This window comes from Enterobacter sp. PL_is379, assembly GCF_055817355.1.
In genome coordinates, this window is record NZ_JBVPGT010000029.1 from 277,612 (window position 1) to 303,545 (window position 25,934).

Sequence of the window (25,934 nt, forward strand, 5' to 3'; positions counted from 1 at the left end):
GCAGCATGCCCCATCTTTATAGCGTGATTCCCCCTTATATTCTTCGTCGTATTATCGAAAGCGGTTCCGAGCCGCAGCAGCGCTGTGCCCGCCAGACCTTAACCCACGTCCAGACGCTGATGGCCCATATGCCGGGCAAACCCGCCGCGCCGCACGTGAATAAAGCCGGACAGCTGGAGCGCGATATTTACGATGCGAAACAAACCCAGGAGCTGCCGGGTACGCAGGTGCGTTACGAAGGCCAGCCGTCGAACGGCGATGTAGCGGTGGATGAAGCCTACGATTATTTGGGTATTACCCATGATTTCTTCTGGAAAGAATATCAGCGCAATTCGCTCGATAACAAAGGGCTTATTTTAACCGGCACCGTTCACTATGGACGGGAATATCAGAACGCCTTCTGGAACGGTCAGCAGATGGTATTTGGCGACGGCGACGGGGAAATATTTAACCGCTTTACCATCGCCATCGACGTGGTGGCACACGAGCTGAGCCACGGCGTGACCGAGACCGAAGCCGGGCTTATCTACTTTGAGCAGTCGGGCGCGCTGAATGAGTCGCTGTCGGACGTGTTTGGCTCGCTGGTGAAGCAGTACCATCTGAAGCAAACCGCCGATAAAGCGGACTGGCTGATTGGTGAAGGGCTGCTGGCGAAAGGGATCAACGGCAAAGGGCTGCGCTCAATGTCTGAACCGGGCACCGCCTACAACGATCCGCTGCTCGGCAAAGACCCGCAGCCCGCGCACATGAAAGATTTCATTAAAACGCGCGAGGATAACGGCGGCGTTCATCTCAACTCCGGCATCCCCAACCGGGCATTTTATCTGGCCGCGACGGCGATCGGCGGCTACGCCTGGGAAAAAGCGGGTTATGCCTGGTACGACACGGTTTGCGATCGCAATCTGGCGCAGGATGCAGATTTTGAGGCCTTCGCAAAACTGACGATCGCGCACGGAGAGAAACGCTCCGGCGGCGACGCTGGTGCGGCCATTAAACAAGCCTGGGAACAGGTGGGAGTGTTGTAAATGCAGGTTCCGGAACTGACGGATGACGCCGTGGTTGAGCTGGCCCGGGAAGGCGGCGTCGCTTATATTCCTAAGCTGAGCGGCCAGCGCACCATCGCGCTCTCCTCGCTCAATGAGGCCCAGCGCCAGCGTCTGGTAAGCATCCTCGAGCAGGCCTTTCCGCGCGGTCAGCCGCCGGGACAGGCCTCGTCACCCGGCAGCGGCGACCAGCGCTATTTCCGCATCCAGATTATCTGGACCGGGCAAAATCAGGCGCACTACGCCGATATCATCGTGCTGGTACCGGAGCATGAAGCGCCCGAGTCGCTGGTCGAGCTGTGGAAGAAAGGCGAAGGCTGCGTGTGCGATTAACCTTCGGCCCGAACAAACTCCACGCGTTTTTTAGAGATAAGACCGTGGCCGTTCTGGCAGAAGTAGTCCACCGCCCCGCAGGCTTTTAAGACCTGGAGTGGCTGATGACACTCCGGGCAGCGGGCTTCAAGCGCAATATCCTTATTACAGCTCTCGCAATGTGCCACCCCGTTCACGGGCTCAAGCGGTGCCTGGCAATCCGGGCAGGTAATCGTCATGGTGACTCCTTCAAAGCGTTGAGGTCTGCGATAATTTTACCACGTTGCGTTCAGTGCGGGCCACGCAGCTGTTGCTGCAAGGTCAGCAGCAGCTCAACTTCCTCGATTCGGCGGCGCGTCGTGCGGCTCACCTCGTGCGGATCCCGTTCAAACAGGCTGTTGGCGCCCAGGATCTGCTCTGCAAGACAGTGCTCGTAGATTGTGCCGGGAATTGTCCAGCATTGCCGCGTGTCGCCATCGATCATCTCCAGTACATCTTCAGCGCCGCGCCGGTCGTAACTGATGGTCCGCCCGTCACGCAACCAGAGCCGTAAGCCTTTTTGCCCGCCAGCGGGTCCCGCATATTTATTAAGCCAGATATCCACCGGCACGCCGCTGATGCGGCCCTGCAGATGCGCCTCGCCCTCCGCCGTGGTCAGGTCGCCTTTTGCGATATCGCGGCCCAGGCGGTCTTTAGCCGTCACCACCTGCAACGTCATCTCATCATTCCCGCCCAGATAACGCACCGTTTCGCGCAGCATCGCCAGCACGTGCGTACCGATATCCAGAATCACGCCGTCCGGGTGGCGAAGCGTACGGGTGTCCGGCTCGCCGGTGGCAAAGTTAAGCGCGATGGGTTGCCCAGCGGCGTTAACTCCGCTCGGCTCCTGCAAAAAGCCGTCGATTTTGACGATGTCAGAGACATTGCCAACCAGCGACCGCTTCACCGTTTCGATGCGCGCCATCCAGTGATCGAGCGCCAGCACGCGGGAGGCGAGGTCAGGGTTTGCCAGCAGCGCGTTGAGCTTTTCGATTTGGGACAGCGTGGCGACAATCGGTTTTTCAACCACGATGCGGGAAACTGATGAGGCGAGAGCGTGTTCAAGCACCTCAAGATGGTGCAGCGATGCCGTGGTAATAAACAGGGTATCAAGCGGCTGGGAGAGAAGTTCAGCCAGTGTGGCACAACGCGTTACCCCCTCCGGCTGTTTTACGGGCTGGATATCAAAGCCTAAACAGTGAGGGGGATTATCAAAGCATTTTCGTATTGCGGGCAGGTAAGCTGTTTCAACGACTGCGCCAAGACCCACAAACCCTAACAGCATATTCTTACCTCGTTGAGTAAATTGCCGGGGCATAACGCCGCCCCGGCAAGCTCGAGGTTTATGAGGCGTTAGCTGCCGGTTTAGTCTGCGCATTTTCCAGCATGCGGCGTACCGGAACAATGAGGACGATCAGTACCGCGGCACAAATCAGCAGCGCGACGGAGCAGCGCGCAAAGAGATCCGGCAGCATATCCAGCTGGTCGGCCTTCACGTGGCCGCCAATCAGGCCCGCCGCCAGGTTACCCAGCGCGCTCGCACAGAACCACAGCCCCATCATTTGGCCGCGCATTCTCTCCGGCGCCAGCAGCGTCATGGTCGCCAGACCAATCGGGCTCAGACACAGTTCGCCGAGCGTCAGCATCAGGATGCTGCCCACCAGCCAGAACGGCGACACGCCCGCCCCACCGTTGCTCAGCACGTTTTGTGCCGCCAGCATCATCAGGCCAAAGCCTGCTGCGGCACACAAAATACCGATAACAAACTTGGTGATGCTGCTCGGGCGAATGTTCATGCTCGCCAGCTTCGGCCACGCCCAGCTGAACACCGGTGCCAGCAGGATGATGAACAGGGCGTTGATTGACTGGAACCACACCGCCGGGATTTCAAAATCGCCGATCATGCGGTTAGTGTAGTCGTTGGCAAACAGGTTGAATGAGGTTGGCTTCTGTTCAAACGCGGACCAGAAGAACGCCGCAGAGATCAGCAGAATAAAGCAGACCAGCAGCCTGGCGCGCTCTTTACGGTTCAGACCCGCAAAAACAAACAGATAAATGAAGTAGAGGGCAACGGACGCCGCGATCACGTAGACCAGCACGCTGGCCACCGCGACCGGGTTAATCACAATCACGCCCTGCGCAATCAGCGTTACGATCGTTGCCACGCCAGCCGCCAGCGCCAGCAGCCAAACGCCCACGCCGTTACGCTTCACCACCGGGCTGTTCCAGGTTGAGTCGAGGCCAACTTCGCCGTCATAGCGTTTCATGGCCGGAACGGCAAACACGCGGAAGATAATCAGCGCCACCAGCATCCCGATACCGCCAATGCCAAAGCCCCAGTGCCAGCCGTGGGTTTTAATCAGCCAGCCGGAAATCAGCGGCGCGATGAACGAGCCCATGTTGATACCCATATAGAACAGCGAGAAGCCGCCGTCGCGACGCGCGTCGCCTTTTTTATACAGGGTACCGACCATCACTGAAATACAGGTCTTGAACAGCCCGGAGCCGAGCACGATGAACATCAGGCCGATAAAGAACAGGTTGTTGCCCATCACCGCCGAGAGCGCAATCGACAGGTGACCGAGCGCAATAAGGATCGAACCGTACCAGACGGCTCTCTGCTGACCGAGCCAGTTATCCGCCAGCCAGCCGCCCGGCAGCGCGGCCAGGTACATGGTACCGGCAAAGATGCCGACAATCGCCGAGGCGTTTTCACGCGCCAGGCCCATCCCGCCGTCATAGACGGTGGCGGCCATAAACAGGATCAGTAACGGACGAATGCCGTAAAACGAGAAACGCTCCCACATCTCGGTGAAGAACAGCGAACCGAGCGGATACGGGTGGCCGAAGAACGTTCGGCTCTCTTTTTGATTAACAGTGGATTGCATAATTCTCCCGAAAGGTATGTCGTCGTGCTTGTAAACACCAGCAGGTACGCCGGCCAGTTACGTATCTGGCCGATTTTTTACATGCGGCGAAAGGTTAGTTAACCATTTGATAACCAGGCGCTAGTTTTGTCTAGTACCGGACCCTGGACTTTAAGATGAAAATTCGACGATTGTCTACTTTCTTAGATTTAAACATGGTTAAAAGTGAATAGTGATTGACTTCACACTGAGAAAACCGGCGGTATGATTCGGCAAAAAAAAAGCCCGCGATAATCGCGGGCTTTCATGAGAGCGGCAAAGCTTATTTGCTTTTCTTAATGTGCTTAATCAGGCGTTTACGCTTACGCATCTGATTTGGCGTCAGGGTGTTGCGCTTGTTGGCGAACGGGTTTTCCCCTTCCTTGAACTGGATACGGATAGGCGTGCCCATCACGTCCAGCGATTTACGGAAGTAGTTCATCAGGTAGCGCTTGTAGGAATCCGGCAGGTCTTTCACCTGGTTGCCGTGGATCACCACGATTGGCGGGTTATAACCACCGGCGTGGGCATATTTCAGCTTCACGCGACGGCCGCGCACCAGCGGCGGCTGATGGTCTTCTGCAGCCATGTTCATGATGCGCGTCAGCATCGCGGTGCTCTGACGACGGGTGGAGCTGTCATACGCTTCACGCACGGATTCGAACAGGTTACCGACGCCGCTGCCGTGCAGCGCAGAGATGAAGTGCACGCGGGCAAAGTCGATAAAGCCCAGACGGAAGTCTAGGGTCTCTTTCACCTGCTCACGAACCTCGTTGCTCAGGCCATCCCATTTGTTGACCACGATAACCAGTGAGCGCCCACTATTGAGGATAAAGCCGAGCAGAGAGAGGTCCTGATCGGAGATCCCTTCGCGTGCGTCGATGACGAGCAGCACGACGTTGGCATCTTCAATAGCCTGCAGGGTTTTGATAACGGAGAATTTTTCCACCACATCGGTGATTTTCCCGCGCTTACGCACCCCGGCGGTGTCGATGAGGACATATTCACGCTCATCGCGCTGCATAGGGATGTAGATACTGTCGCGGGTGGTGCCCGGCATATCGTAAACGACCACGCGCTCTTCACCCAGAATACGGTTAGTAAGTGTAGACTTACCTACGTTTGGACGACCCACGATTGCCAGCTTGATCGGCAGATCCTGCGGGTTGAAGTCGTCTTCAGGCTCTTCTTCTTCGCCCTCTTCTCCGTCTTCGAACTGCGCCCAGTATTCAGCGTCTTCGTCTACTTCTTCCGGCGGGTTCACTTCGTCAACCCACGGCAGCAGAACGGTTTCCAGCAGGCTGGTGACGCCACGGCCATGCGATGCCGCAATCGGGTAGATTTCACCCAGGCCCAGAGACCAGAAATCCGCGATGGCCTGATCGGCATCGATGCCGTCGGTTTTGTTCGCCACCAGGAAGGTCGGTTTTTCGCGTGAACGCAGGTGCTTAGCGATAGCGGAATCCGCCGGCATCAGGCCAGCGCGAGCATCCACCATAAACAGCACCACATCCGCTTCTTCAATCGCCAGCAGCGACTGTTCCGCCATGCGGGTTTCAACGCCGTCTTCTGTGCCGTCAATACCACCGGTATCAATACAGATGAACTCGCGTCCTTCCACCTCTGCACGACCGTACTTACGGTCACGCGTCAGCCCCGGGAAATCCGCAACCAGCGCATCACGGGTGCGTGTTAAACGGTTAAAAAGAGTGGATTTTCCAACGTTAGGGCGCCCGACAAGCGCGACCACAGGTACCATGTTTGAAGCCTCATAAAATTCAAAATAACGTCGCTTTCGCGGCGTTTTTAAAAATGTCAAAACGGCTCCTGAGTGAACAGGAGCCGTTTAGTATACTACAACCGCCGGGTAATTAACGCGTGATCGCGTACAGCGTGCCGTCTTTTGCCTGAATCAGCAGCTTGCCATCGGCCACAACCGGATCGGTCAGGAAACCAGAGCTGTCGACTTTTTGCTGTGCAACAAAGCGGCCGTTATCCGGATCGATCCAGTGCATATACCCTTCGCTGTCGCCCACAACCAGGCTACCGTTGTACAGCGCTGGCGAGGTCAGCAGACGGTGCAGCAGGTCGCTTTGCGTCCACAGCGTTACGCCGCCTTCGGTGCTCAGAGCCAGCAGACGGTCGTTCTGGTCAACCATATAGATACGGTTACCCTCAACGATGAAATCGTTCACAGAGCCCAGCTCACGTTTCCACATGATCTGGCCGCTGCGCAGATCCAGCGCGGTCAGGTTGCCGTTATAGGCCAGCGCGTAAACCACACCGTTAACGATGACCGGCGTTGTGTCTACGTCGCTCAGACGGTCAATTTCCGTTGAGCCAGTGGCCTGAGAGATACGCTGCTGCCAGATCATCTGGCCCTGCTGCATCAGCACTGCGCTCACGCGACCGTTGTCACCGCCCACAATGGCAGCGCCAAATGCGGTAGCCGGAGCGGATTCGCCGCGCAGAGAGAGTGCAGGCATATCCAGGTTAACGGTCCATTTCACCAGACCGTCCGCTTCGTTCAGCGCCTGCAGCTGGCCGTTGCTGGTATGAATCAGCACCAGGCCGTCGCTCACCACCGGGCGAGACAGGGATTCACCCGCTACGGTTGTTTGCCAGGCAATGGAGCCGTCGCTGCTGTTCAGGGCATAAACCTGCGCTTTTTCGCTGCCCACGTAGACGTGGCCACCGGCAACGGTCAGGCCGCCAGACAGCAGTGCAGGCTTACGGGAGAACCAGCCGTCTTTTTCCGCCAGGTTAACGGACCACACTTCTTTTCCGTCATCGGCGTTCACCGCTTTCACGGTACCTTTGCGGTCAGCGGCATAGACAACGCTGTCTGCATAGGCCGGATGAAGGTTGGAATAGAAATCACCAATCCCACTGCCCACGGAGACATCCCACGCGGTGGATGGGGTAAACTGGTTTTCAACCGTCGGCAGTGGGGACATTTTCACAACGTCTTCTTCGCCACTGAACAGTGAACAACCACTCAATAACGTAACAGAAAGCAGTCCTGGCAGAAGTAATTTACGCAATTGCATCGGGTCCCTCTCAGACGGACAAATTATTTATTTTCATCTGCATCATTTCGCTCAGCGCAGGTGAAGCGTTGCTCTCTACGCCAGCTTGCCACGCTTTACGCGCGCCCGCTTTGTCACCTTTGCTCAGCAGTGCTTCACCGCGCAGATCGGCAACGATGGCAGCAAAACCTTCGCCTTTGATGGTATCGAGCGTTTTCAGCGCATCGTCAGCTTTCTTCTGCTGAACCTGAATACGTGCCAGGCGCAGATTGATCACCGCTTTCAGGTTATCATCGCTGGCCGCAGCAAGGCTCTGAGAGAGCTGAGCAGCGGCTTTATCCAGTTCGTTCTTATCAACGTACTGCTGAGCCACTTCCAGCGCAGCCAGTGCACCGTAGGTGTTTTTGTTGTCAGCCGCAAATTTCTCTGCCGCCGTCAGCGTTTGCGGCTGATCGGCACGAATTGCGCTCACGGTATTTTCATAGGACAGGGACGCGCCGCGCGCAGAATCTGCCTGATGATTGTTCCAGTAACGCCAGCCCACCAGCGCACCGACACCTAAAATAACCCCAACAACCAGCGCTTTGCCGTTTTCAACAAAGAAGCGTTTAATCGCGTCGACCTGATCGTGTTCGTTCTCGTAAATTTCCACGCAGTCCTTCTCCTTAGCCCAATAGAGTGCGCAAGTGCGCCGCAACGCCGTCCTGCGTTACCGTTGTCTGCTCACCAGAGCGCAGGTCCTTCACCACCACTTCGCCGTTAGCCACTTCGGACTCGCCCAGCACCAGTGCAATACTTGCGCCCCACTTATCGGCACGAGCAAACTGTTTTTTGAAGTTGCCGCCGCCATGGTTGGTCATCAGCTTAACGCCCGGCAGCGCATCGCGCACGCGTTCGGCAAGCTGCATCGCCGCAGACTGCGTTTCCACGCCTGAGGCCACCAGGTATATATCGACAACGGATTCTGCTTTAAATTCCGGATTAACTGCCTGAACCAGCAAAACAAGTCGTTCAAGGCCCATCGCAAAGCCCACAGCAGGCGCTGCGCGACCACCAAGTTGCTCAACCAGACCGTCATAACGGCCGCCCGCGCATACGGTGCCCTGAGAGCCGAGGCTGCTGGTCACCCACTCAAACACGGTACGGTTGTAGTAGTCCAGACCGCGCACCAGGCGCTGATTCACGGTATAGGCGATGCCTGCCGCTTCAAGCAGCTTGCACAGGCCCGCGAAGTGTTCGCGAGATTCTTCATCCAGGTAGTCGCCAAGCGCAGGTGCATCGTTCAGCAGTGCCTGAACATCCGCGTTTTTGGAATCCAGAACGCGCAGCGGGTTGCTGTACATGCGACGTTTGCAGTCTTCGTCCAGCTTCTCTTTATGCTGTTCCAGGAACGCAACCAGCGCATCGCGGTAGTTAGCGCGAGCTTCCAGAGAACCAATAGAGTTCAGCTCAAGGGAAACGTGATCGGCGATACCGAGCGCACGCCACCAGCGGGCGGTCAGCATAATCAGTTCGGCGTCGATGTCCGGGCCCTGCAGACCAAAGACTTCCACACCCAGCTGATTGAACTGGCGATAACGACCTTTCTGAGGACGTTCGTGGCGGAACATCGGGCCGATATACCACAGGCGCTGCTCCTGATTGTACAGAAGACCATGTTCGATGCCGGCGCGTACGCAGCCCGCCGTACCTTCCGGACGCAGGGTCAGGCTGTCGCCGTTGCGGTCCTCAAAGGTGTACATCTCTTTTTCAACCACGTCGGTGACTTCACCAATCGCGCGTTTGAATAACGGGGTCTGCTCTACAATCGGCAAACGGATTTCGCTGTAACCGTAGCTGCCGAGCACCTGCTTCAGTGTGCCTTCAATGCGCTGCCAGATGGCGGTTTCGCCAGGCAGATAATCGTTCATGCCGCGGATGGCTTGAATGTTTTTTGCCACGTTTATTCTCTTTCTATATACAAAAAAAACCCAAAGAATGGGTTCAATCATACATGGGAAGCGGCACGCTTCCCATCACGTTATTTTTCAACCTGCTGAACGCTGATACGCTGTGTTTCGTCCATCATGGCGGCTTTGGCGCGGATGCGGGCTTCAAGCTGGTCGATCATGTCGCTATTATCCAGACGATCTTTACGAACGCCATCTTCATAGAGACCACTTTTCTTGTTACCGCCGGTTACGCCCAGGGTTGACACCAGTGCTTCACCCGGACCGTTTACCACACAGCCGATGATAGAAACGTCCATCGGGGTGATAATGTCCTCCAGACGTTGCTCAAGGGCATTCACCGTCCCGATCACATCGAACTCCTGGCGTGAACAGGTTGGGCAGGCAATGAAGTTGATCCCACGCGCGCGAATACGCAGTGACTTCAGAATATCGAAACCGACCTTGATCTCTTCGACCGGATCGGCCGCCAGCGAGACGCGCAGGGTGTCACCGATCCCTTCAGAGAGCAGCAGCCCCAGACCGATCGCGGATTTTACCGAACCGCTGCGCAGGCCACCCGCTTCGGTGATCCCGAGGTGCAGAGGCTGGTCGATCTGCTTTGCCAGCAGGCGGTAAGATTCTACGGCAAGGAACACATCGGACGCTTTTACGCTGACTTTGAACTGATCGAAGTTGAGACGATCGAGATGATCAACGTGGCGCATCGCGGATTCGAGCAGCGCCTGCGGCGTAGGCTCACCGTATTTTTCCTGCAGATCTTTTTCCAGTGAACCGGCGTTAACGCCAATACGGATAGGAATATTTTTATCCCGGGCGCAGTCCACGACCATGCGGATACGCTCTTCGTTACCGATGTTGCCCGGGTTAATACGCAGGCAATCGACGCCGTATTCGGCCACTTTCAGTGCGATGCGGTAGTCGAAGTGGATATCAGCCACCAGCGGAACGCTGACCTGCTGTTTGATCAGTTTGAACGCCTCAGCGGCATCCATGGTTGGGACGGAGACGCGAACAATGTCCGCGCCTACACGTTCTAATGCTTTGATTTGATTGACCGTCGCTTCCACATCGGTGGTGCGCGTGTTGGTCATCGACTGAACGGCGATAGGTGCCCCATCGCCGATTGGCACATTCCCAACGTAAATCCGTTTCGATTTTCTACGTTGAATCGGAGCCTGGTTATGCATGAAAAATCTCCCGCGTTGCCCGTCTGTTACTGTGCTGCTGATTGTTCGGCATTAACGGTAAGACGTGCAACCTGGTTAGTTCTGATAAAGCGGCTCAGGTCGACAGGTTTTCCTTGATACTGGATCTGTACCGCTGCCGGAGCGCCGATTTTAAGTTTATAAGGAGCCTGGCCGGTTAGGTTTAACGTGCCATCTTTGCGCTGCAGGCCGCTGAACAGTTTTTTACCTGTCGCGTCAGTTACTTCCAGCCAGCAGTCGGCGCTGAAGTTCATCACCAGCGCGTTGGGATCGGCTGCTGTCGCCGTACCCGCCGGGCTGGTTGGCAGAGTCGCTGCGCTATTGTCTGCAGGCTGGGTAGCCGCAGGCGCGTTCGCCGCCGTATCAACATTCGCCTGAGAAGGGGCAACAACCGCGTTTTGATCCTGAGCCTGCGGCGCAGCGGTGTTAGCCGTTGCTGCCGGGGTCTGTGCTGCACCGGTCGCCGACGCGTCTGGCACTGCGGTCTGTGGCTCGCTGGAGGACGCTGCGCCGTCGGTATTCAGCGGCACGTTCTGGCCGTTCTCACTTCCGGCCTGGTTGAGTTCGGCGGAGGATTGATCGGCCATGGTGGTGATCTCTTCCTGCTGCGCCTTGTGGTTTTGCCACCACCATGCACCGGTCAGACCGATGACCACAAACAGCACCAGCCAGGTAAAGCTCATCAGCCAGCCATCACGTTTTTTACGACGTTTCCCCAGGGAGAAGGTCTGCATCGGCGCAACTTTTGCTGCACGGACCGGCGCCTGCTTCTCCATCATTGGCAGTAATTCGTTTTCGGGGATGTGCACCAGTTTTGCGTAAGAGCGGATATAACCGCGCAAGAACGTTGAAGCCAGATCGGCAGGCGCCTTATCTTCTTCAATATCGCGAACCGTGGAAACCTTCAGGCACAAGCGTTCCGCAACGGCTTGCTGGCTGAGTCCGAGTTGTTCACGGGCGTTGCGAAGACGAACGCCAGTGGAGAGTGCTTCATGTTGGTCGTGAGTGGCTTCAGTATTCATTCGCTACAACTACTGGTACGTGAAAAATAAGGGTTCAGGCGCCGGTGAGTCACAATGCCACCCGCACCGCGAAACTTCTGGTCAGTTAACCTTGAACAGAGAGTATAAGACTGTCAGCCCGGAGATGACAGTACAGCCCTGCCCGTACGGCTAAACTGTTGTTACGTCGTTACATACTGCCCGAAAGTCGAATGAAACGCACCGTAATTATTGATCAGTCATCACGAATCTGACTGATTATTCAGTAAGGTTATGCTTCACGGCGCAGATAATGCGCCGCGAGTGCATAATAATCAAACAGCTTTAACCGCGATCGTCTCGCCCTGCATGCGTTTACGCAGGGTACGTTTAGTACGGTCAATGACATCACCTGCCAGCTGTCCGCATGCGGCATCAATGTCATCACCACGGGTTTTACGCACGATGGTGGTGAAACCATACTCCATCAGCACCTTGGAGAAACGGTCGATACGGCTGTTCGAGCTACGGCCATACGGCGCGCCCGGGAACGGGTTCCATGGGATCAGGTTGATTTTGCACGGCGTATCTTTCAGCAGTTCAGCCAGCTGATGCGCATGTTCGGTGCCGTCGTTGACGTGATCCAGCATCACGTACTCGATGGTCACGCGGCCCTGGTTGGCGTTGGATTTCTCCAGGTAGCGACGTACGGCAGCGAGGAAGGTTTCGATATTGTACTTTTTGTTGATCGGCACAATTTCGTCACGAATTTCATCGTTTGGCGCGTGCAGGGAGATCGCCAGCGCAACGTCAATCATGTCGCCAAGCTTGTCCAGCGCAGGCACAACGCCTGAGGTAGACAGCGTGACGCGACGCTTGGACAGACCAAAGCCAAAGTCATCCAGCATAATTTCCATCGCCGGAACGACGTTGGTCAGGTTCAGCAGCGGCTCACCCATCCCCATCATCACCACGTTGGTGATAGGACGCGTGCCGGTCACTTTTGCCGCGCCCACGATTTTCGCGGCACGCCAGACCTGACCGATAATTTCTGACACGCGCAGGTTACGGTTAAAGCCTTGCTGCGCGGTTGAGCAGAATTTGCACTCCAGCGCACAGCCAACCTGAGAGGAGACGCACAGCGTGGCGCGGTCTTCTTCCGGGATGTAGACAGTTTCAACGCGCTGATCGCCGACCGCAATCGCCCATTTGATGGTGCCATCTGCGGAGCGCTGCTCTTCCACCACTTCCGGTGCGCGGATTTCAGCCACTTCTTTGAGCTTGTTACGCAGGACCTTGTTGATGTCAGTCATGTCATCAAAATTGTCGCTGCAGTAATGGTACATCCACTTCATGACCTGATCGGCACGAAACGGCTTTTCGCCCATCTCTTTAAAGAACTCGCGCATCTGCTGACGGTTCAGATCCAGCAGGTTGATTTTTCCATTTTTATTGGGAACCGCAGGAATGGCGACTTCGGAGGTATTCACTAGTTCAGACATAATATTTTCCGGCCTCGTTGTTACACGTTATGGCCCATGGAGGGTTGAATAGAAACGCCCCGGAAAGCGGTCTGCTCGTCCGGGGCGTTGCATTGTACAAAGTCTGGCGCAGGGATGCCACGTCTGGACGCGGCATTTACGAAAATAATGTGTAAACGAAACCGTTAAATTAACGGGTACGTGGACACACTTCGCCTTCTGCGAAGAAGAAAGCGATTTCGCGTGCAGCAGATTCAACAGAGTCAGAACCGTGGGTGCCGTTCTCGGTGAAGCTGTCCGCATAGTCAGCGCGCAGAGTACCGGCCAGCGCGTTGTCCGGGTTGGTTGCACCCAGCAGGTCGCGGTGACGCTGTACTGCGTTTTCGCCTTCCAGCACGGATACCACGATTGGACCGGAGGTCATGAACTCCACCAGGCCGTCAAAGAATGGGCGACCTTCGTGCTCAGCGTAGAAGCCGCGAGCCTGCTCAACGGTCAGGTGCAGCATTTTGGTGCCAACAATTTTGAACCCTGCAGATTCAAAGCGAGCGAAGATGCTGCCAATAACGTTTTTTGCCACCGCGTTTGGTTTGATGATGGAAAAAGTACGTTCAATAGCCATGATAACCTCTGTCAATGTTCTGTTGTTTTGCATACCTGAGTATGGTGTGGCGCGGATTATAATGAGCAATAGCGCCATTGCCTATGGATTCAGGTAACATTTTTTTAAAATAAGACGAGTTTTAGCAACAGCTCACATCTGAAAGCTGTTTTCAGATCACTGCAACGTAAAATTCACCGTCGCGACCTGCCCGGTCTCATCCATAACGAGTAACTGATAATCACCCGACTTATCAAGCTGTAATGTGTAAACCCTTCCCTTCACACTCAGCGGTTCACCGTTCAAAAACCACCAGCGCTCACCGCTGTTGCCGGTCGCCTGAAGCGGCAGCGAAACGCGGGATTCACCCGGCAGACGTTTGATAACGGCCCCTTCGCGTACGCCTGTCAGGATGAGTGGCGCAGGTGAGTCCTGCGACAGCGGAGGACAGGTTGTTGATGAAGGCGGGATCCGTACCGCGCGACGCTCGGTTGCGGGCAGCCACGGTTCCAGCGGTAGCGGCCAGACATCCAGGACTTTTTCAGTTGCATCAGGGCAATCTGCCGCCACACGTTTACCCGTTTTATCCAGCCAGACCGGGAAACGAATGCCGCGTATGCCTTCCTGCTCCGGCAACAGCAGCGTGGGCGGTTCACTGCCTTCCAGCAGCCAGGTCGACAGGCGACGTCGACAGTTTTCACTGCCTTCCGGCAGCGGTTGGCCACCCGGCCAGCAGATCACGCCCCGCCCGACACTCTCCGGACGCGGATCGCGAGGCAGGCGGGCTTCGTCTACCGTTGAGCGCGACTGAAGCTGGTTATTGACCTGGTTTAATAGCGGAACCGCGCTGGCGAAACCAAACTGCCCCGCCACCGGCGTGCCGTCCGGTCGTCCGGTCCAGATGCCAATCACGTAGCGGGCATTCAGACCAATGGCCCAGGCATCACGGTAGCCGTAGCTGGTGCCGGTTTTCCACGCCAGGGGCGCAACCTGCGGTAGCGCATTATCCGGTAGCGGCTGCGCTTCATTGGCCAGAATACGGCGAATAATCCACGCCGAGCCTGATGATAACAGCGGACGTTCAGTCAGCGGATCGCCCGGCTGCAGGCGCAGCCGTCCCGCCTTACCGTGTCGGGCAAAGGCACTGTAGGCAGCGGCGATATCTGCCAGCCGCGCGCCTGCCCCGCCGAGGATCAGAGAAAGATTCGGCTGCGCCCCCGCGGGCAGGATCAGCGGCAAACCTGCGTTACTGAGCATACCGGCAAATCGTTTTGGTCCGTAGGCTTCCAGCACCTGTACCGCGGGCAGGTTGAGGGAGCGCACCAGCGCTTCACTCATGCTGACCGGCCCGTGGAACCCGCTGTCAAAATTCCCTGGGCGATAATCACTGGTTTTTCTGGGAACGTCCTGAAGCAGCGAGGCGGGATGGATCAGGCCATCGTCCAGCGCCATACCGTAGATAAAGGGCTTCAACACCGATCCCGGGGAGCGGATCGCATTGACCATATCCACGTGGCTAAAACGACTGTCATCGTTAATATCCACCGATCCGACCCAGCCGCGCACTTTCATATCGGTATGATCGACCACGATCATCGCCAGCGAGCTGCGTGCCGGCAGGCGGGATTTCCAGTTCATCGCCAGCTCTTCCAGCTGCCGCTGTAGCCCGGCATCCAGCGTGGTGACAATTTTCGTGTCGCGACTTTTGCCGAGCATCATGCGCGCAAAGAGCGGCGCCAGCTGCGGCATCTGCCGGGGTGCCAGCCATACCGATTCTTCCCGTGATTCTTTGACCTGCTTCGCGGACCAGACGCCCTGCGCCGCCATGCGGTCGAGCACTTTATTGCGCGCCGCTTCGGCCCGTTCAGGCCAGCGATCCGGGCGTAAACGACTGGGTGCCTGCGGCAGCACCGCCAGCAGCGCCGCGTCGGAATAGCTGAGCTGCGACGGCGGCTTGCCAAGATACGTCCAGCTTGCCGCCCCGACGCCCTGCAGCGTACCGCCAAACGGCGCGCGGTTGAGATAGAGCGTCAGGATGTCGCGTTTAGAGAGGTGCCACTCCAGCTGCATCGCCCGCCAGAGCTGACGAATTTTGCCGCCAAAGGTGCGCGGATGCGGGTCCAGCAGGCGTGCCACCTGCATGGTCAGCGTACTGCCGCCAGAAACGACTTTGCCAGAACTGAGATCCTGCCAGGCGGCGCGCAGGACAGAGAGCGGGTTTACGCCGGGGTGATCCCAGAACCAGCGATCTTCGTACTGGATCAGCGCCTCAAGATAACGGGGAGAGACCTCTTCGATCGTCACCGGATAGCGCCAGATCCCGTCGCTGTCCGCAAAGCGCCAGAGCGGCGTGCCCTTCTCATCCACCACCACCCGGGCGGGGTTAACCTCTTTCAGCGGTAACGGCCACAGGCGGTCGGCGGCGACAATCAGCCCCCATAAAACGATAAGCGCTCCCGCCAGCCACAGCCAGCGGGAGCGTGTCAAACGTGCCATTCGCATATTACGGAACAACAATCAGCGGGCCACTGGCCGCCCCCGTTGCCCGCCACTGCGGCACATACATAGACTCTACCATCGGCACCGGTACCTGGTAGGTTCCCGGCGTCACGGCACGGGCCAGATAGACCAGCGTGACCGGCTGACCTTCGTTTACCGGCACGGCAGCCACAAAGCGGTCATCGCGGAATTCCATATGCTGAATATCCGCCTGCTGCATCTGGCTGAGCAGGTTCTGCACTTCGCTACCGCTGTCCTGCAGGCTGGCGCTGCTGCTTGCCAGGTTCTGGTTTTCCAGCTCCAGACCCGCAGGGAGGAGATCCACCACCAGCGCATCCGGCACGTTCTGGCTGGCTTTAACTTCCAGCCACACCAGCACCAGTTCGCCGCTCTTCAGGGAAGAGAGCGATTTACTGCTGCCATCGGTTGCCAGGATATGACGTTCAACCTGCAGCACGTTCGAGCTCGGTTGAGGGGCATAGTCAGGGTAACCGGTGCTGTCCAGACGCACCCACAGCGGTGTCGTTCCGGTATTGGTAACCTGCAGCGCGCCAAGCTGGTCGCCGTTCACGTTTTGCACCAGTGACTTATCGCCGCCTGATGCGGTCTCAGACAGAGAGGTTTTCGCCTGCCATGTACCGGACAAGGTTTGCAACGAACGTCCTGCCAGGAACAGCGCATTGCTCTCCTGCGTTGACAGCCAGCGCTGGCTGAAGGCCTGTTCAGACAGGGCATTCAGCAGCGTATTTTGCGCATCCGGCAGTAGCTTGTACTCCTCGAGTAGAGAGAGCATCAGCGCGTTATCGCGAAGCTGGCTGCCATAATCGGCCATCCAGTTTTTGCTGTCGTTACGCGGCGTTTTAAGTGCCAGGTCCAGCGCCTGCTGGCTGCGCGGCGCATCGCCCATCAGTTTGAGCGCCATGCCCAGCTGCATCAGCGGCAGACCGGAAGCCACCTGACCGTGACGATCCCAGATTTCACGCAGCGCGCCCAGCGGCGCTTTTTGCTGACGTGCCAGTACCAGTGCGGCATAGGCCTGCACAGCGAACTTGCTGGCCTGAGTATCGTCGCTGTAGCGAATAGACATCATGCCCGGGTCCTGCAGATAGCGCAGCAGGCGGCTATTGGCGTTATTCACTGCATCGGCAGGCACGCTGTAACCCTGCTCGCCCGCACGGACCAGGAAGTCGGTCACGTAGGCCGTCAGCCAGTACTCTTCCGGACCGTTTTTATCCCACAGCGCGAAACCACCGTCTTCACGCTGCATCTGCAGCAGACGGGAGATGCCAATATCAATCGCTGCACGGCGCTTGTCATCGGTGTCGCCCTTGATGCCAAGTGCAGTAAGCTGCGCCGCGTTGGTGTAGAGCGACGGGAACAGTCCGCTGGTGGTTTGCTCCAGGCATCCGTACGGGTAGGCCTGCAGTTCACGAATATAGCGCGCCAGGTTGAGCGGTGGTTTGCCGCTCAGCAACAGTTGCCCCTGCAGGGTGGCAGGAGAGAAACCGTTGCTATGCTGCGCCGGTGCGGTCCAGGACTCACCGGGGTTCAGCATGGCACCGGTATTCACCGTCTGCGCCGGGAACGCCGGACGCACGCCGATTTTCCAGCTCTTTTGCTGCGGTGCGAAAGTCTCGCCCGGAAGCTGCAGGCCGGTCACCTGCGCGGTCACTTCACCGTCACCATAACCGTCCAGTGCGCGCACGGGAATAAACAGCGTGCTGCGCGCCCCTGGCGGCAACTGAACCGGCTGCGGCTGCGCGCCTTCCAGCACCAGTTTGCCGGTAGAGGTCAGGGCAACGTTCAGCGTTTGCGGCTTGTCGGTCAGGTTGGTGATATCCAGCGTCAGCCTCGAGGTGTCTCCGCTTGCCAGGAAGCGTGGGGTATTCAGCTCGGTAATGACCGGCGCGGCCACAATAATCTTGCTTTCACTGCTGCCGAAATCGTCTTCCGTCCAGGCCTGCGCCATCAGACGCAGCTCGCCGTTGAAATCACCAATCGGCAGCGTAATTGTACCTTCCCCGTTGGCATCCAGCGTGACCGGCTGTGCCTGCTGGGCAATGATGGTGACGTGGTTCACCGGCGGTTTGCCGCCACGCTTCAGTTCATCCCCATCGCCACCAAAGCGCAGCGCGGCCAGACGGCCCTGCCCTTCAATGACCTGGCCGTAGATATCATAAATATCCGCGCCGTAGCGCTTCTGACCAAAGAAAGCCTGCCACGGATCCGGCGTGACGTAATCGGTAATGTTCAGCACGCCGCTGTCCACCGCCGAGACCAGAACGTTCACCTTCTGCGGCACGGCCCCCTCTTTCACGCTGGCTTTCACCTTCACCGAGAGCGTCTGGTTTGGACGCATCTTCTGCGGGTTATCAAGCGCAATATTCAGGCGGCGATTTTCGTCGCCCATCGGCAGATGAAGCAGGCCAACCGCGCGCTTCGGCGTGGCGGATTTGGATTTATCCCCAGGCCGTACCACCAGCGTACTCAGGTAGAGATCGTGACGTTTCCAGGCTTTGTCGACCGGGATAGCAAGATCAAGCCCGTTTGCCGGTACGTCGATCTCTTTCCACCACAGCGGCCCTTCGCTGGACTCGATCATCGCATAGCCCTTGCCTGCGGCTGGCGCGGCAATGTGCAGGTTGATGGTGTCACCCGGCTGATAGGCTGGCTTATCCAGCTTCAGCGTCACGCGGTCAGGGCGCGCAGCCCCGGTGCCGTCGCTGTTATCCTGCCAGCTATACCCTGCCCAAAAGCGCACGCTGCTGACCATCTCATCAGGCGCTTTCACCTCCAGACGGTATGAACCCCACTCCACCGGGAAGGTGACTTTACCCGTTTCGTCGGCCTTGAGCGTCAGCTCCTGCTCGCCTTCAACCAGGTCTTTCTGATCGAACTGAGACTGCCAGCCTTCGCTCTCAGACCAGTTCCAGAAGTAGTCACGGCGCTCGCGGATCAGGCGAACCTGTAAACCGGACACCGCTTTTTTCGCGCCGCTGGCATCGGCAAAAACGATATCGAAGCTGGCGTTGCCGTTCTCGTCAACAATCGGCTGGTTGACGGTGGTATCGGTGCGGTAGTCGTAAACGGCCTTGCTGGCGAACTGAGGGCGAATACCCGGCAGCTCAGCCGCCGGCCAGATGGCCTGCTCAGCGCGACGCGTTACCGGACGGCCGCCGGACTCCAGCAGGCTGGCCTGCAGGATCAGCTGCAGCGGAGAGTGCACTTCTTTCCACTGGCTTTCGGTAGAAACCTGTCCACGCCCCTGCTCATCCAGCGTAAGCTGCACCTCATCCAGGCTGCGGCTCAGGTTCTCCTCGGCGATATCGCCAAACTGGAAGCCCGGCAGCGCTGCCACCGCGTCACGCAGCGGACGCAGGAAGAGCTGGCCCTGCAGAGAATTACCGTTGGCCGGAGCGCCATACAGGTAATAGCCCACCACGTTAAAGTCCACGTTATCCTGCGGTGAAACCGGCGTTTTTTGTCCGCTCAGGTTGAGCGCCATGCGCTCTGGCATGAAGTCTTCGACGTGGAAGTCCCACAGGCGCTGCAGGTTATCGCCGGTGTTGGCGCGGATATGCCACATACCGGTCTGCGCCCCGCTGTCCAGCGGATAGTTGAAGCGATAGAGACCGTTCTCTGGCTTGACGACAATCGTACGCGCGATCTGTCCATCCGGACGCAGCACGTCGAGCTTCACGGGCTGATCCGGAAGTGGCTTACCGTCACTGTCGCGCAGCAGACCGTTGAGGATCACCGTTTCACCCGGGCGGTAGAGATCGCGTGGGCCAAACATGAAGAACTGCTTGCTATAGCCCGGGCTCCCTGCGATATCAAACTCCGCCAGATCAAGAGCCGGCAGCTTGAGATCGAGCAGCGTGGTCTGACCATCTTTACTGGCCAGGATCAGCGCGGCCTCTTTGTCGGTCTCAAGCTTTGCGTGGCCATCGCCGTCGCTTTTCGCTTCGGCAAGCGTCTGCCCTTTGTCGTTCAACAGGGTGACGGTGACGCCGGACTGCGCCGCACCGTTTTCCAGGCTCTGGGTGAAGATGTCCAGGCGATTATGATAACGGTGAGCGGACAGTCCAATATCGCTTAAGGTAAAGAGCGTCGCGGCGTTGCTGTAGTTGTAGTGCCCGGCCTGGTTCATGACCGCAATATAAACGCCAGACTGCTGGAGCGGTTTAATATCCTTCAGGGGCAGCAGCAATTTTTCGCGCGTATTGCGCGCCGGATTAAGATCGAATCGACCGGTGTAAACCAGCTCCGCCATCTTCAGCAGGTTATCGGACTCCCAGTTGGTCAGCGAGTTGCGGTACTCCCACTGGCTGACAAGAGAGGCCAGCGATTCAGGCTTCACGCGGTAAAAGTTGACGTCAACATTGTTGACGTTGAGCGCCATCACCGGCAGACCTTCCACCACCTTACCCGGCAGCAGCGAGCCGCGGCTGGCAAAACCAACGGTGGGTTCAACGTCGCGGGTGGTCAGGGCTTTCTCATAATCAATGCCGAACGTCGCCTTGTTCAACGCCTGCAGGCCCCGTTCAACGGTGACGACCAGGTTGCGGTTGGGCTCCAGATGACGCAGGCGAAGCTCTTTCAGGTTAGGCGCCAGCTCCCACGCCCCGTCAACTTTGCCGCTTTTTTTGTCCACGACATGCACCGTTTTCGCGAAATCCTGATCGGGATTCAGCGGAACCGAGAATGTCAGTACCAGCGTGGCGGCACCGTCGAGCTGAACTTCAGAGGCATCCAGCAGGGTCAGCGCTTTTCCCTGGCTCTGGGCGGCGAGCTTAGCCAGCGTTTCAGCATTTGGCTTTTCCGCGGCTTTCGGTGTGGATGCGGTGGATGCCGCGGGAGCCGCAGCCTGAGATTTATCGTCGCTGTTATCACAGCCGACAAGCGTAAACGTGGTAAGCAGCGCAAGAGAGAGCGCGGCTAAGCGAAACGGTTTCATCCTTTGTCCCTGGCCCATGGAGCCTGTTGGTCGTCGTCCGGATAAGTATTATCCGCAAGTTTCATTAATTCAAAAAGTCCAATTTTAGAATCTGGAAAGCGCCTCGCAGAATGACATCACGCCGCTACGCCGTGATGGAACCGCGATCACAGCACATAACGTCACATGTAACCTTTCGCGTCATTTGTTTTTAAAACAATAAGATAGCTGGATAAGTGCGCCTGAAGACTGCTAGTTTTATGACCATGACGCACCCCGAGTGCGCGGTTCAATAAGAGAGAAAGCCATGAAACGAGCCGTGAACGCCCTACAAAATTTCGGAAAATCATTGTACGGACCGGTACTTATCTTACCGATCGTCGGTCTGTTCATTGCCTTTGGTAACGTGCTGGGTAACGGTAATCTCGCGGAGTATCTGCCGTTTCTTGGCCATCCCCTGATTCAGCATATTGGTCAGCTTATCGCGAAATCTGCCGTGTCGGTGCTGGTGAACCTGGCGCTGGTGTTTGCGGTAGGGATCCCGATTGGTCTGGCGACGCGTGATAAAGGCTATGCCGCGCTGATTGGTCTGGTGACCTTTGTCGTATTCATCAACGCCATGAACGTCACGCTACAGCTGCAGGGCGCGCTGGCGCCAGCAGCCCAGATGAAAGCGGCCGGACAAACCATGGTGCTGGGCGTGCAGGTGCTGGAGATGGGCGTTTTTGCCGGGATCCTGACCGGTGCGCTCTCCGGCTATCTGTACAACAAATACTCCGGCGTACAGTTTAACGGCGCGATGGCGATTTACTCCGGCCACTGTTTTGTCGCTATCGTCATGCTCCCCGTCTCCATGCTGCTCGGTGTGGTGATGAGCGAACTGTGGCCGTTTGCCCAGCACGGCATTAGCGCCCTGGCGCTGGCCATCAAAGGCTCCGGGCCGCTTGGCGTGGCAATCTACGGTTTCCTGGAACGCATTCTGGTCCCCACCGGACTGCACCATCTGGTTTATACGCCGTTCCTCTATACCGAGCTGGGCGGCACGCAGGAGGTATGCGGCGCAACCTATCAGGGCGCGCGCAATATCTACTTCGCCGAGATGGCCTGTCCGGACGTGAAGCAGCTCAGCAGCACCGTGGTGTGGGACGCGCGCGGCATCAGCAAGATGTTCGGCCTGCCTGCCGCCGCGCTGGCGATGTATATGACCGCAAAGCCGGAGCGTAAAGCCGTTGCGAAAGCCATTCTGATCCCGGCGGCGCTGACCTCGCTGCTGGTCGGCGTGACCGAGCCGATTGAGTTCTCCTTCCTGTTCGTCGCCCCGCTGCTGTTCGTGGTGCACGCGGTGCTGACCGGCATCGGCATGATGCTTTTCTCGCTGCTGGGCGTTCACGCCATCGGTGCCAACGGGATTATCGACTTCATCCTCTACAACCTGCCGCTCGGCACGGAGAAGTCCAACTGGCCGATGTACATCGTGGTCGGGCTGATCATGTTTGCTCTCTACTTCGTGGTGTTCCGCTTCCTGATCCTGCGCTTCAACATGAAAACGCCGGGCCGTGAAGATGAGGACCAGGAGACGCGCCTCTACAGCAAGCAGGAGTACCAGGCTAAAGGCAATAACGACGGGCTGGGCGAGTCCATCGTGGTGGGTCTGGGCGGTCGGGAAAACATTGAAGTGGTGGATAACTGCTACACCCGCTTACGCGTCACGGTGAAGGACGTCGCCATCATCGACGAGCCGCGGCTGAAGGCGACCGGCGCGAAAGGGATTATCAAACAAGGTAACAACGTTCAGGTGGTCTACGGGCTGCACGTCAAAAAAATGCGAGAAGCCGTTGAGACGTTTCTCTGAAAGGAGCTAAAGATGTTTACACCCCCATTTATCCTGTCGATTGCCGGCGGCGGCAGCACCTACACGCCGGGTATTGTGAAAAGTCTGATGGTGCGCCTGCAGGATTTCCCGCTGGCCGAAATTCGCCTTTATGACATCGACGAGGCGCGTCAGAACATTATTGCGCCCGTCGTAGAGAAGGTCATTCGCGACCACAGTCAGAGCATCAAATTTACCGTCACCAGTGACCCGGAAGTCGCCTTCAGCGGCGCGCATTTCGTCTTCGCCCAGATGCGCGTCGGCCAGTATAAAATGCGCGAGCAGGATGAGAAGATCCCGCTGCGTCACGGCGTGGTCGGCCAGGAAACGTGCGGACCCGGGGGTCTGGCGTACGGACTGCGCACGATCCTGCCGATGGTGGAGCTTATCGATCTGGTCGATCGCTATGCGCACGAGAAGGCCTGGATCGTGAACTACTCCAACCCGGCGGCGATCGTCGCGGAGGGCGTACGCCGCCTGCGCCCGAACGCGCGGGTGCTGAACATCTGCGATATGCCGGTAGCCGCGATGCGCAATATGGGGGCGATTCTGGGCGTCGATCGCCACAAGCTCGAAGTCGACTACTTCGGCCTGAACCACTTCGGCTGGTTTACCCGCGTTCTGGTGGACGGCGAGGACAAGCTCCCGGCGCTGCGTAAGCATATCGCGAAGTTTGGCCTGCTGACGGAAGATGCAGCTAAAACCGACCCGCAGCACTCGGATCCTTCGTGGGTAAAAACCTGGCGCAACATTAAGCCGATTATGGACAACTTCCCGGAGTATCTGCCGAACCCGTATCTGCAGTATTACCTGATGCCGAACCAGATTGTGGCGCACCAGAACCCGGACTATACCCGCGCCAATGAAGTGATGGACGGGCGCGAGAAAAAGCTGTTCGCCGCCGCCGAAGAATATCAACGCACCGGAATTTTACCGGATGCCTTCCATGTGGGCGTCCACGGCGAGTTTATCGTCGATGTGGCCTGCTCGCTGGCCTTTAACCTGCGAAGCCGCCATCTGGTGATGGTGGAAAACCGCGGGGCGATTACCAACCTGCCGTACGATGCGGTGGTGGAAGTTCCCGCTTATATCACCTCCGAGGGCCCGGAACCGATCCGCATCGGTCAGGTGCCGCTATTCCATCAGACCCTTTTGCAACAGCAGCTCGCCTCTGAACAGCTGCTGGTGGAGGCGACTATCGAAGGCAGCTATGAGAAAGCCTTGCAGGCGTTTACCCTCAACCGCACCGTGCCGACCATGGAACATGCAAAAGCCATTCTGGATGAGATGATTGAGGCCAACCGCGACTACTGGCCAGCGCTGCAAAAAGCCTGGCAGGACGGCGAACCGGTGAAAAAATAGGGGCTTGCTCGCGAGTTGAACGTGGTTTGCTTGTCGGTGTCAGAAAAAACACCGACAATCCTTTTTTACGGAAAAGAATGGAGGCAACCCATGTCCACCTCATATTTTGTCGCCGCCGACTGGCTGATTGAGCACGGCGACGATCCGGAAGTTCAGATTATCGACGCGCGTATGGCCCCTCCGGGACAAGAGCATCGTGACGTGCCCGGTGAATACCGTGCCGGGCATCTGCCGGGTGCGGTATTTTTTGATATTGAAGCCCTCTCCGATCACACCTCTCCCCTGCCGCACATGCTGCCGCGCCCGGAAGCGTTTTCCGTGGCGATGCGCGAGCTGGGCATCAGCAAAGACAAACACCTCGTTGTCTATGATGAAGGTAACCTCTTCTCCGCGCCGCGCGCGTGGTGGATGCTGAAAAACTTCGGCGTGGAAAAAATCTCGATTCTTGCCGGTGGGCTGGCGGGCTGGAAGCGCGACGAGCTGCCGCTTCAGCAGGGTGACGTCACGCTGCCGGAAGGTGAATTCGACGCGACCTTTGACACCCACGTGGTAAAACGCCTGACCGACGTGCTGGTTGTGAGCCATGAAAAAACGGCGCAAATCGTCGATGCCCGCCCAGCTCCTCGCTTCAATGCCGAAGCGGATGAACCGCGTCCGGGGCTGAAGCGCGGACATATTCCGGGCGCGCTGAACGTGCCATGGGGCGATCTGGTATTTGAGGGCGAGCTGAAAACTACCGACGAACTGCGCGCCATTTTTGACCGGGCAGGGGTTGATTTACATCGTCCAGTGATTGCCAGCTGCGGTTCCGGCGTAACGGCCTGCGTGGTCATTCTGGCGCTCGCCACGCTCGGCGTAAGCGACGTCACGCTCTACGACGGCGCCTGGAGCGAATGGGGTGCGCGAGACGATCTGCCTGTCGAACCCGCGAAATAATGGATAACCGCCTGGCCACGCTGTTAACGCGCGGAGCGTCATTGACCCGCGCGGAGTATCGCGTCCTCGCCCACCTCACGGAGCATCCGCTGCTGGTGGGCAATATTACGGTTCGCGAGCTGGCACAGGCGACGTTCGTTTCTACCGCCACCATTATGCGGCTGTGCCAGAAGCTGGGGTTCAGCGGCTTTAGCGAGTTTATCTGGCACTGCAAGCAGCTGCTCTCCGACACGCCGCATATTGCCGTTCAGGGGCAATCGCGTCCTGAGCTCCCGGCGCTGTTTAATCAGTTTATCGCCAACTATCAGCACACCTTTCAGTGGGTCACGCAGGAGAAGCGACAGCAGTTTGCCGACCTGCTGCGCCAGAAAGAGAGCTTCTTTCTCTACGGCGCCGGGTTTTCCTATCTCTTTGCGGAGTACCTGACCAAGAAGCTGCAGGTGTTGGGCAAAACGGCGTTTATCTCCGGGCCGGGGGACAGCAGGAATATTTTCCTCAGCAACGCCGCGCGCTATCAGGTGTTTATTGCCGTCTCGCGCAGCGGCGAAACGGAGCAGGTGCTGGATAAAGCGCGGATTGCCAAAAACGTCGGCATGACCATCGTCGCGTTTACCCGCGCCTCGGCCAATACGCTGGCGGGGATGGCGGACGTGCATTTTGCGCTCTATGACGAAGCGGTACACTACGCCGCCGAAGCCGCGGGGGTGACGTCGTTTGAGTCGAATCTGGTGCTGCTGATGGATTTACTGCTGCTGGAAGCAACGGGGTGACATTCACCCCGCT

The 25,934-nt window shown here is 57.6% G+C and carries 19 protein-coding genes; 6 read left to right on the forward strand and 13 right to left on the reverse strand.

From position 1 onward, the window contains the following. Positions 1 to 5 precede the first annotated feature (5 nt). Both AC0TOY_RS13815 and AC0TOY_RS13820 read left to right on the forward strand, forming a co-directional pair. On the forward strand, positions 6 to 1,025 hold the full coding sequence (locus AC0TOY_RS13815) for a M4 family metallopeptidase (RefSeq protein WP_370883386.1): 1,020 nt from the start codon (positions 6 to 8) through the stop codon (positions 1,023 to 1,025). Further along, positions 1,026 to 1,376 (forward strand): protealysin inhibitor emfourin, encoded by a 351-nt coding sequence (locus AC0TOY_RS13820; RefSeq protein ID WP_473721954.1) that lies wholly within the window; start codon positions 1,026 to 1,028, stop codon positions 1,374 to 1,376. Here AC0TOY_RS13820 and AC0TOY_RS13825 read toward each other — a convergent pair. The 13 genes from AC0TOY_RS13825 to AC0TOY_RS13885 all read right to left on the reverse strand — a co-directional run bounded on the left by AC0TOY_RS13825 (position 1,373) and on the right by AC0TOY_RS13885 (position 21,004). Continuing rightward, positions 1,373 to 1,594 carry a zinc ribbon domain-containing protein gene (locus AC0TOY_RS13825; RefSeq protein ID WP_148768817.1) on the reverse strand — a complete coding sequence of 74 codons (222 nt, stop codon included), beginning with the start codon at positions 1,592 to 1,594 and terminating at the stop codon, positions 1,373 to 1,375. The two genes, AC0TOY_RS13820 and AC0TOY_RS13825, sit on opposite strands and share 4 nt — an antisense overlap. A gap of 50 nt (positions 1,595 to 1,644) precedes the next feature. Then, on the reverse strand, positions 1,645 to 2,679 hold the full coding sequence (locus tag AC0TOY_RS13830) for a Gfo/Idh/MocA family oxidoreductase (protein ID WP_473721955.1): 1,035 nt from the start codon (positions 2,677 to 2,679) through the stop codon (positions 1,645 to 1,647). A gap of 58 nt (positions 2,680 to 2,737) precedes the next feature. Further along, a complete protein-coding gene (locus AC0TOY_RS13835; protein ID WP_024908656.1) occupies positions 2,738 to 4,282 on the reverse strand; it encodes a peptide MFS transporter in 1,545 nt (514 codons plus the stop codon). Between the two features lie 301 nt (positions 4,283 to 4,583). Further along, positions 4,584 to 6,059 carry a ribosome biogenesis GTPase Der gene (gene der, locus AC0TOY_RS13840; protein ID WP_024908655.1) on the reverse strand — a complete coding sequence of 492 codons (1,476 nt, stop codon included), beginning with the start codon at positions 6,057 to 6,059 and terminating at the stop codon, positions 4,584 to 4,586. A gap of 112 nt (positions 6,060 to 6,171) precedes the next feature. Further along, a complete protein-coding gene (bamB, locus tag AC0TOY_RS13845) occupies positions 6,172 to 7,350 on the reverse strand; it encodes an outer membrane protein assembly factor BamB (RefSeq protein ID WP_024908654.1) in 1,179 nt (392 codons plus the stop codon). A gap of 10 nt (positions 7,351 to 7,360) precedes the next feature. Further along, on the reverse strand, positions 7,361 to 7,981 hold the full coding sequence (locus AC0TOY_RS13850) for a YfgM family protein (RefSeq protein WP_024908653.1): 621 nt from the start codon (positions 7,979 to 7,981) through the stop codon (positions 7,361 to 7,363). A 13-nt stretch (positions 7,982 to 7,994) separates the two neighbouring features. Next, positions 7,995 to 9,269 (reverse strand): histidine--tRNA ligase, encoded by a 1,275-nt coding sequence (hisS, locus tag AC0TOY_RS13855; protein ID WP_473721956.1) that lies wholly within the window; start codon positions 9,267 to 9,269, stop codon positions 7,995 to 7,997. An 80-nt stretch (positions 9,270 to 9,349) separates the two neighbouring features. Further along, complete coding sequence (gene ispG, locus AC0TOY_RS13860) at positions 9,350 to 10,468, reverse strand: flavodoxin-dependent (E)-4-hydroxy-3-methylbut-2-enyl-diphosphate synthase (protein WP_023308814.1); 1,119 nt, start codon at positions 10,466 to 10,468, stop codon at positions 9,350 to 9,352. Between the two features lie 26 nt (positions 10,469 to 10,494). Beyond that, positions 10,495 to 11,508 carry a cytoskeleton protein RodZ gene (gene rodZ / locus AC0TOY_RS13865; protein ID WP_370883384.1) on the reverse strand — a complete coding sequence of 338 codons (1,014 nt, stop codon included), beginning with the start codon at positions 11,506 to 11,508 and terminating at the stop codon, positions 10,495 to 10,497. A 293-nt stretch (positions 11,509 to 11,801) separates the two neighbouring features. Further along, positions 11,802 to 12,968, reverse strand: coding sequence for a dual-specificity RNA methyltransferase RlmN (gene rlmN, locus AC0TOY_RS13870; RefSeq protein ID WP_014171168.1), 1,167 nt, complete (start codon positions 12,966 to 12,968; stop codon positions 11,802 to 11,804). Between the two features lie 169 nt (positions 12,969 to 13,137). Continuing rightward, entirely contained in the window at positions 13,138 to 13,569 is a 432-nt protein-coding gene (gene ndk / locus AC0TOY_RS13875; protein ID WP_003860625.1) for a nucleoside-diphosphate kinase, read from the reverse strand. A 156-nt stretch (positions 13,570 to 13,725) separates the two neighbouring features. Further along, positions 13,726 to 16,050 (reverse strand): peptidoglycan glycosyltransferase PbpC, encoded by a 2,325-nt coding sequence (gene pbpC / locus AC0TOY_RS13880; RefSeq protein ID WP_473721957.1) that lies wholly within the window; start codon positions 16,048 to 16,050, stop codon positions 13,726 to 13,728. 1 nt (position 16,051) lies between these two features. Next, a complete protein-coding gene (locus AC0TOY_RS13885) occupies positions 16,052 to 21,004 on the reverse strand; it encodes an alpha-2-macroglobulin family protein (RefSeq protein ID WP_473721958.1) in 4,953 nt (1,650 codons plus the stop codon). A gap of 286 nt (positions 21,005 to 21,290) precedes the next feature. Between AC0TOY_RS13885 and AC0TOY_RS13890 the strand changes: the two genes are divergently transcribed. From AC0TOY_RS13890 to AC0TOY_RS13905, 4 genes are all read left to right on the forward strand, one after another. Further along, positions 21,291 to 22,835, forward strand: a complete 1,545-nt coding sequence (locus tag AC0TOY_RS13890; protein ID WP_473721959.1) for a PTS transporter subunit EIIC — start codon at positions 21,291 to 21,293, stop codon at positions 22,833 to 22,835. A gap of 12 nt (positions 22,836 to 22,847) precedes the next feature. Further along, a complete protein-coding gene (locus tag AC0TOY_RS13895) occupies positions 22,848 to 24,215 on the forward strand; it encodes a 6-phospho-alpha-glucosidase (RefSeq protein ID WP_473721960.1) in 1,368 nt (455 codons plus the stop codon). 90 nt (positions 24,216 to 24,305) lie between these two features. Continuing rightward, positions 24,306 to 25,151, forward strand: a complete 846-nt coding sequence (sseA, locus tag AC0TOY_RS13900) for a 3-mercaptopyruvate sulfurtransferase (protein WP_473721961.1) — start codon at positions 24,306 to 24,308, stop codon at positions 25,149 to 25,151. Further along, positions 25,151 to 25,921 carry a MurR/RpiR family transcriptional regulator gene (locus tag AC0TOY_RS13905; RefSeq protein ID WP_061714628.1) on the forward strand — a complete coding sequence of 257 codons (771 nt, stop codon included), beginning with the start codon at positions 25,151 to 25,153 and terminating at the stop codon, positions 25,919 to 25,921. Before sseA ends, AC0TOY_RS13905 begins: the two co-directional genes overlap by 1 nt. Positions 25,922 to 25,934: the final 13 nt, after the last annotated feature.

Bases quoted from the DNA above. Each gene is read 5' to 3' on its own strand.
- AC0TOY_RS13885 (WP_473721958.1), bottom strand. From the start codon at position 21,004: ATGAAACCGTTTCGCTTAGCCGCGCTCTCTCTTGCGCTGCTTACCACG.
- der (WP_024908655.1), bottom strand. From the start codon at position 6,059: ATGGTACCTGTGGTCGCGCTTGTCGGGCGCCCTAACGTTGGAAAATCC.
- AC0TOY_RS13820 (WP_473721954.1), top strand. From the start codon at position 1,026: ATGCAGGTTCCGGAACTGACGGATGACGCCGTGGTTGAGCTGGCCCGG.
- AC0TOY_RS13825 (WP_148768817.1), bottom strand. From the start codon at position 1,594: ATGACGATTACCTGCCCGGATTGCCAGGCACCGCTTGAGCCCGTGAAC.
- sseA (WP_473721961.1), top strand. From the start codon at position 24,306: ATGTCCACCTCATATTTTGTCGCCGCCGACTGGCTGATTGAGCACGGC.
- rlmN (WP_014171168.1), bottom strand. From the start codon at position 12,968: ATGTCTGAACTAGTGAATACCTCCGAAGTCGCCATTCCTGCGGTTCCC.
- AC0TOY_RS13890 (WP_473721959.1), top strand. From the start codon at position 21,291: ATGAAACGAGCCGTGAACGCCCTACAAAATTTCGGAAAATCATTGTAC.
- ispG (WP_023308814.1), bottom strand. From the start codon at position 10,468: ATGCATAACCAGGCTCCGATTCAACGTAGAAAATCGAAACGGATTTAC.
- pbpC (WP_473721957.1), bottom strand. From the start codon at position 16,050: ATGCGAATGGCACGTTTGACACGCTCCCGCTGGCTGTGGCTGGCGGGA.
- ndk (WP_003860625.1), bottom strand. From the start codon at position 13,569: ATGGCTATTGAACGTACTTTTTCCATCATCAAACCAAACGCGGTGGCA.
- rodZ (WP_370883384.1), bottom strand. From the start codon at position 11,508: ATGAATACTGAAGCCACTCACGACCAACATGAAGCACTCTCCACTGGC.
- AC0TOY_RS13815 (WP_370883386.1), top strand. From the start codon at position 6: ATGCCCCATCTTTATAGCGTGATTCCCCCTTATATTCTTCGTCGTATT.
- bamB (WP_024908654.1), bottom strand. From the start codon at position 7,350: ATGCAATTGCGTAAATTACTTCTGCCAGGACTGCTTTCTGTTACGTTA.
- AC0TOY_RS13895 (WP_473721960.1), top strand. From the start codon at position 22,848: ATGTTTACACCCCCATTTATCCTGTCGATTGCCGGCGGCGGCAGCACC.
- AC0TOY_RS13835 (WP_024908656.1), bottom strand. From the start codon at position 4,282: ATGCAATCCACTGTTAATCAAAAAGAGAGCCGAACGTTCTTCGGCCAC.
- AC0TOY_RS13830 (WP_473721955.1), bottom strand. From the start codon at position 2,679: ATGCTGTTAGGGTTTGTGGGTCTTGGCGCAGTCGTTGAAACAGCTTAC.
- AC0TOY_RS13905 (WP_061714628.1), top strand. From the start codon at position 25,151: ATGGATAACCGCCTGGCCACGCTGTTAACGCGCGGAGCGTCATTGACC.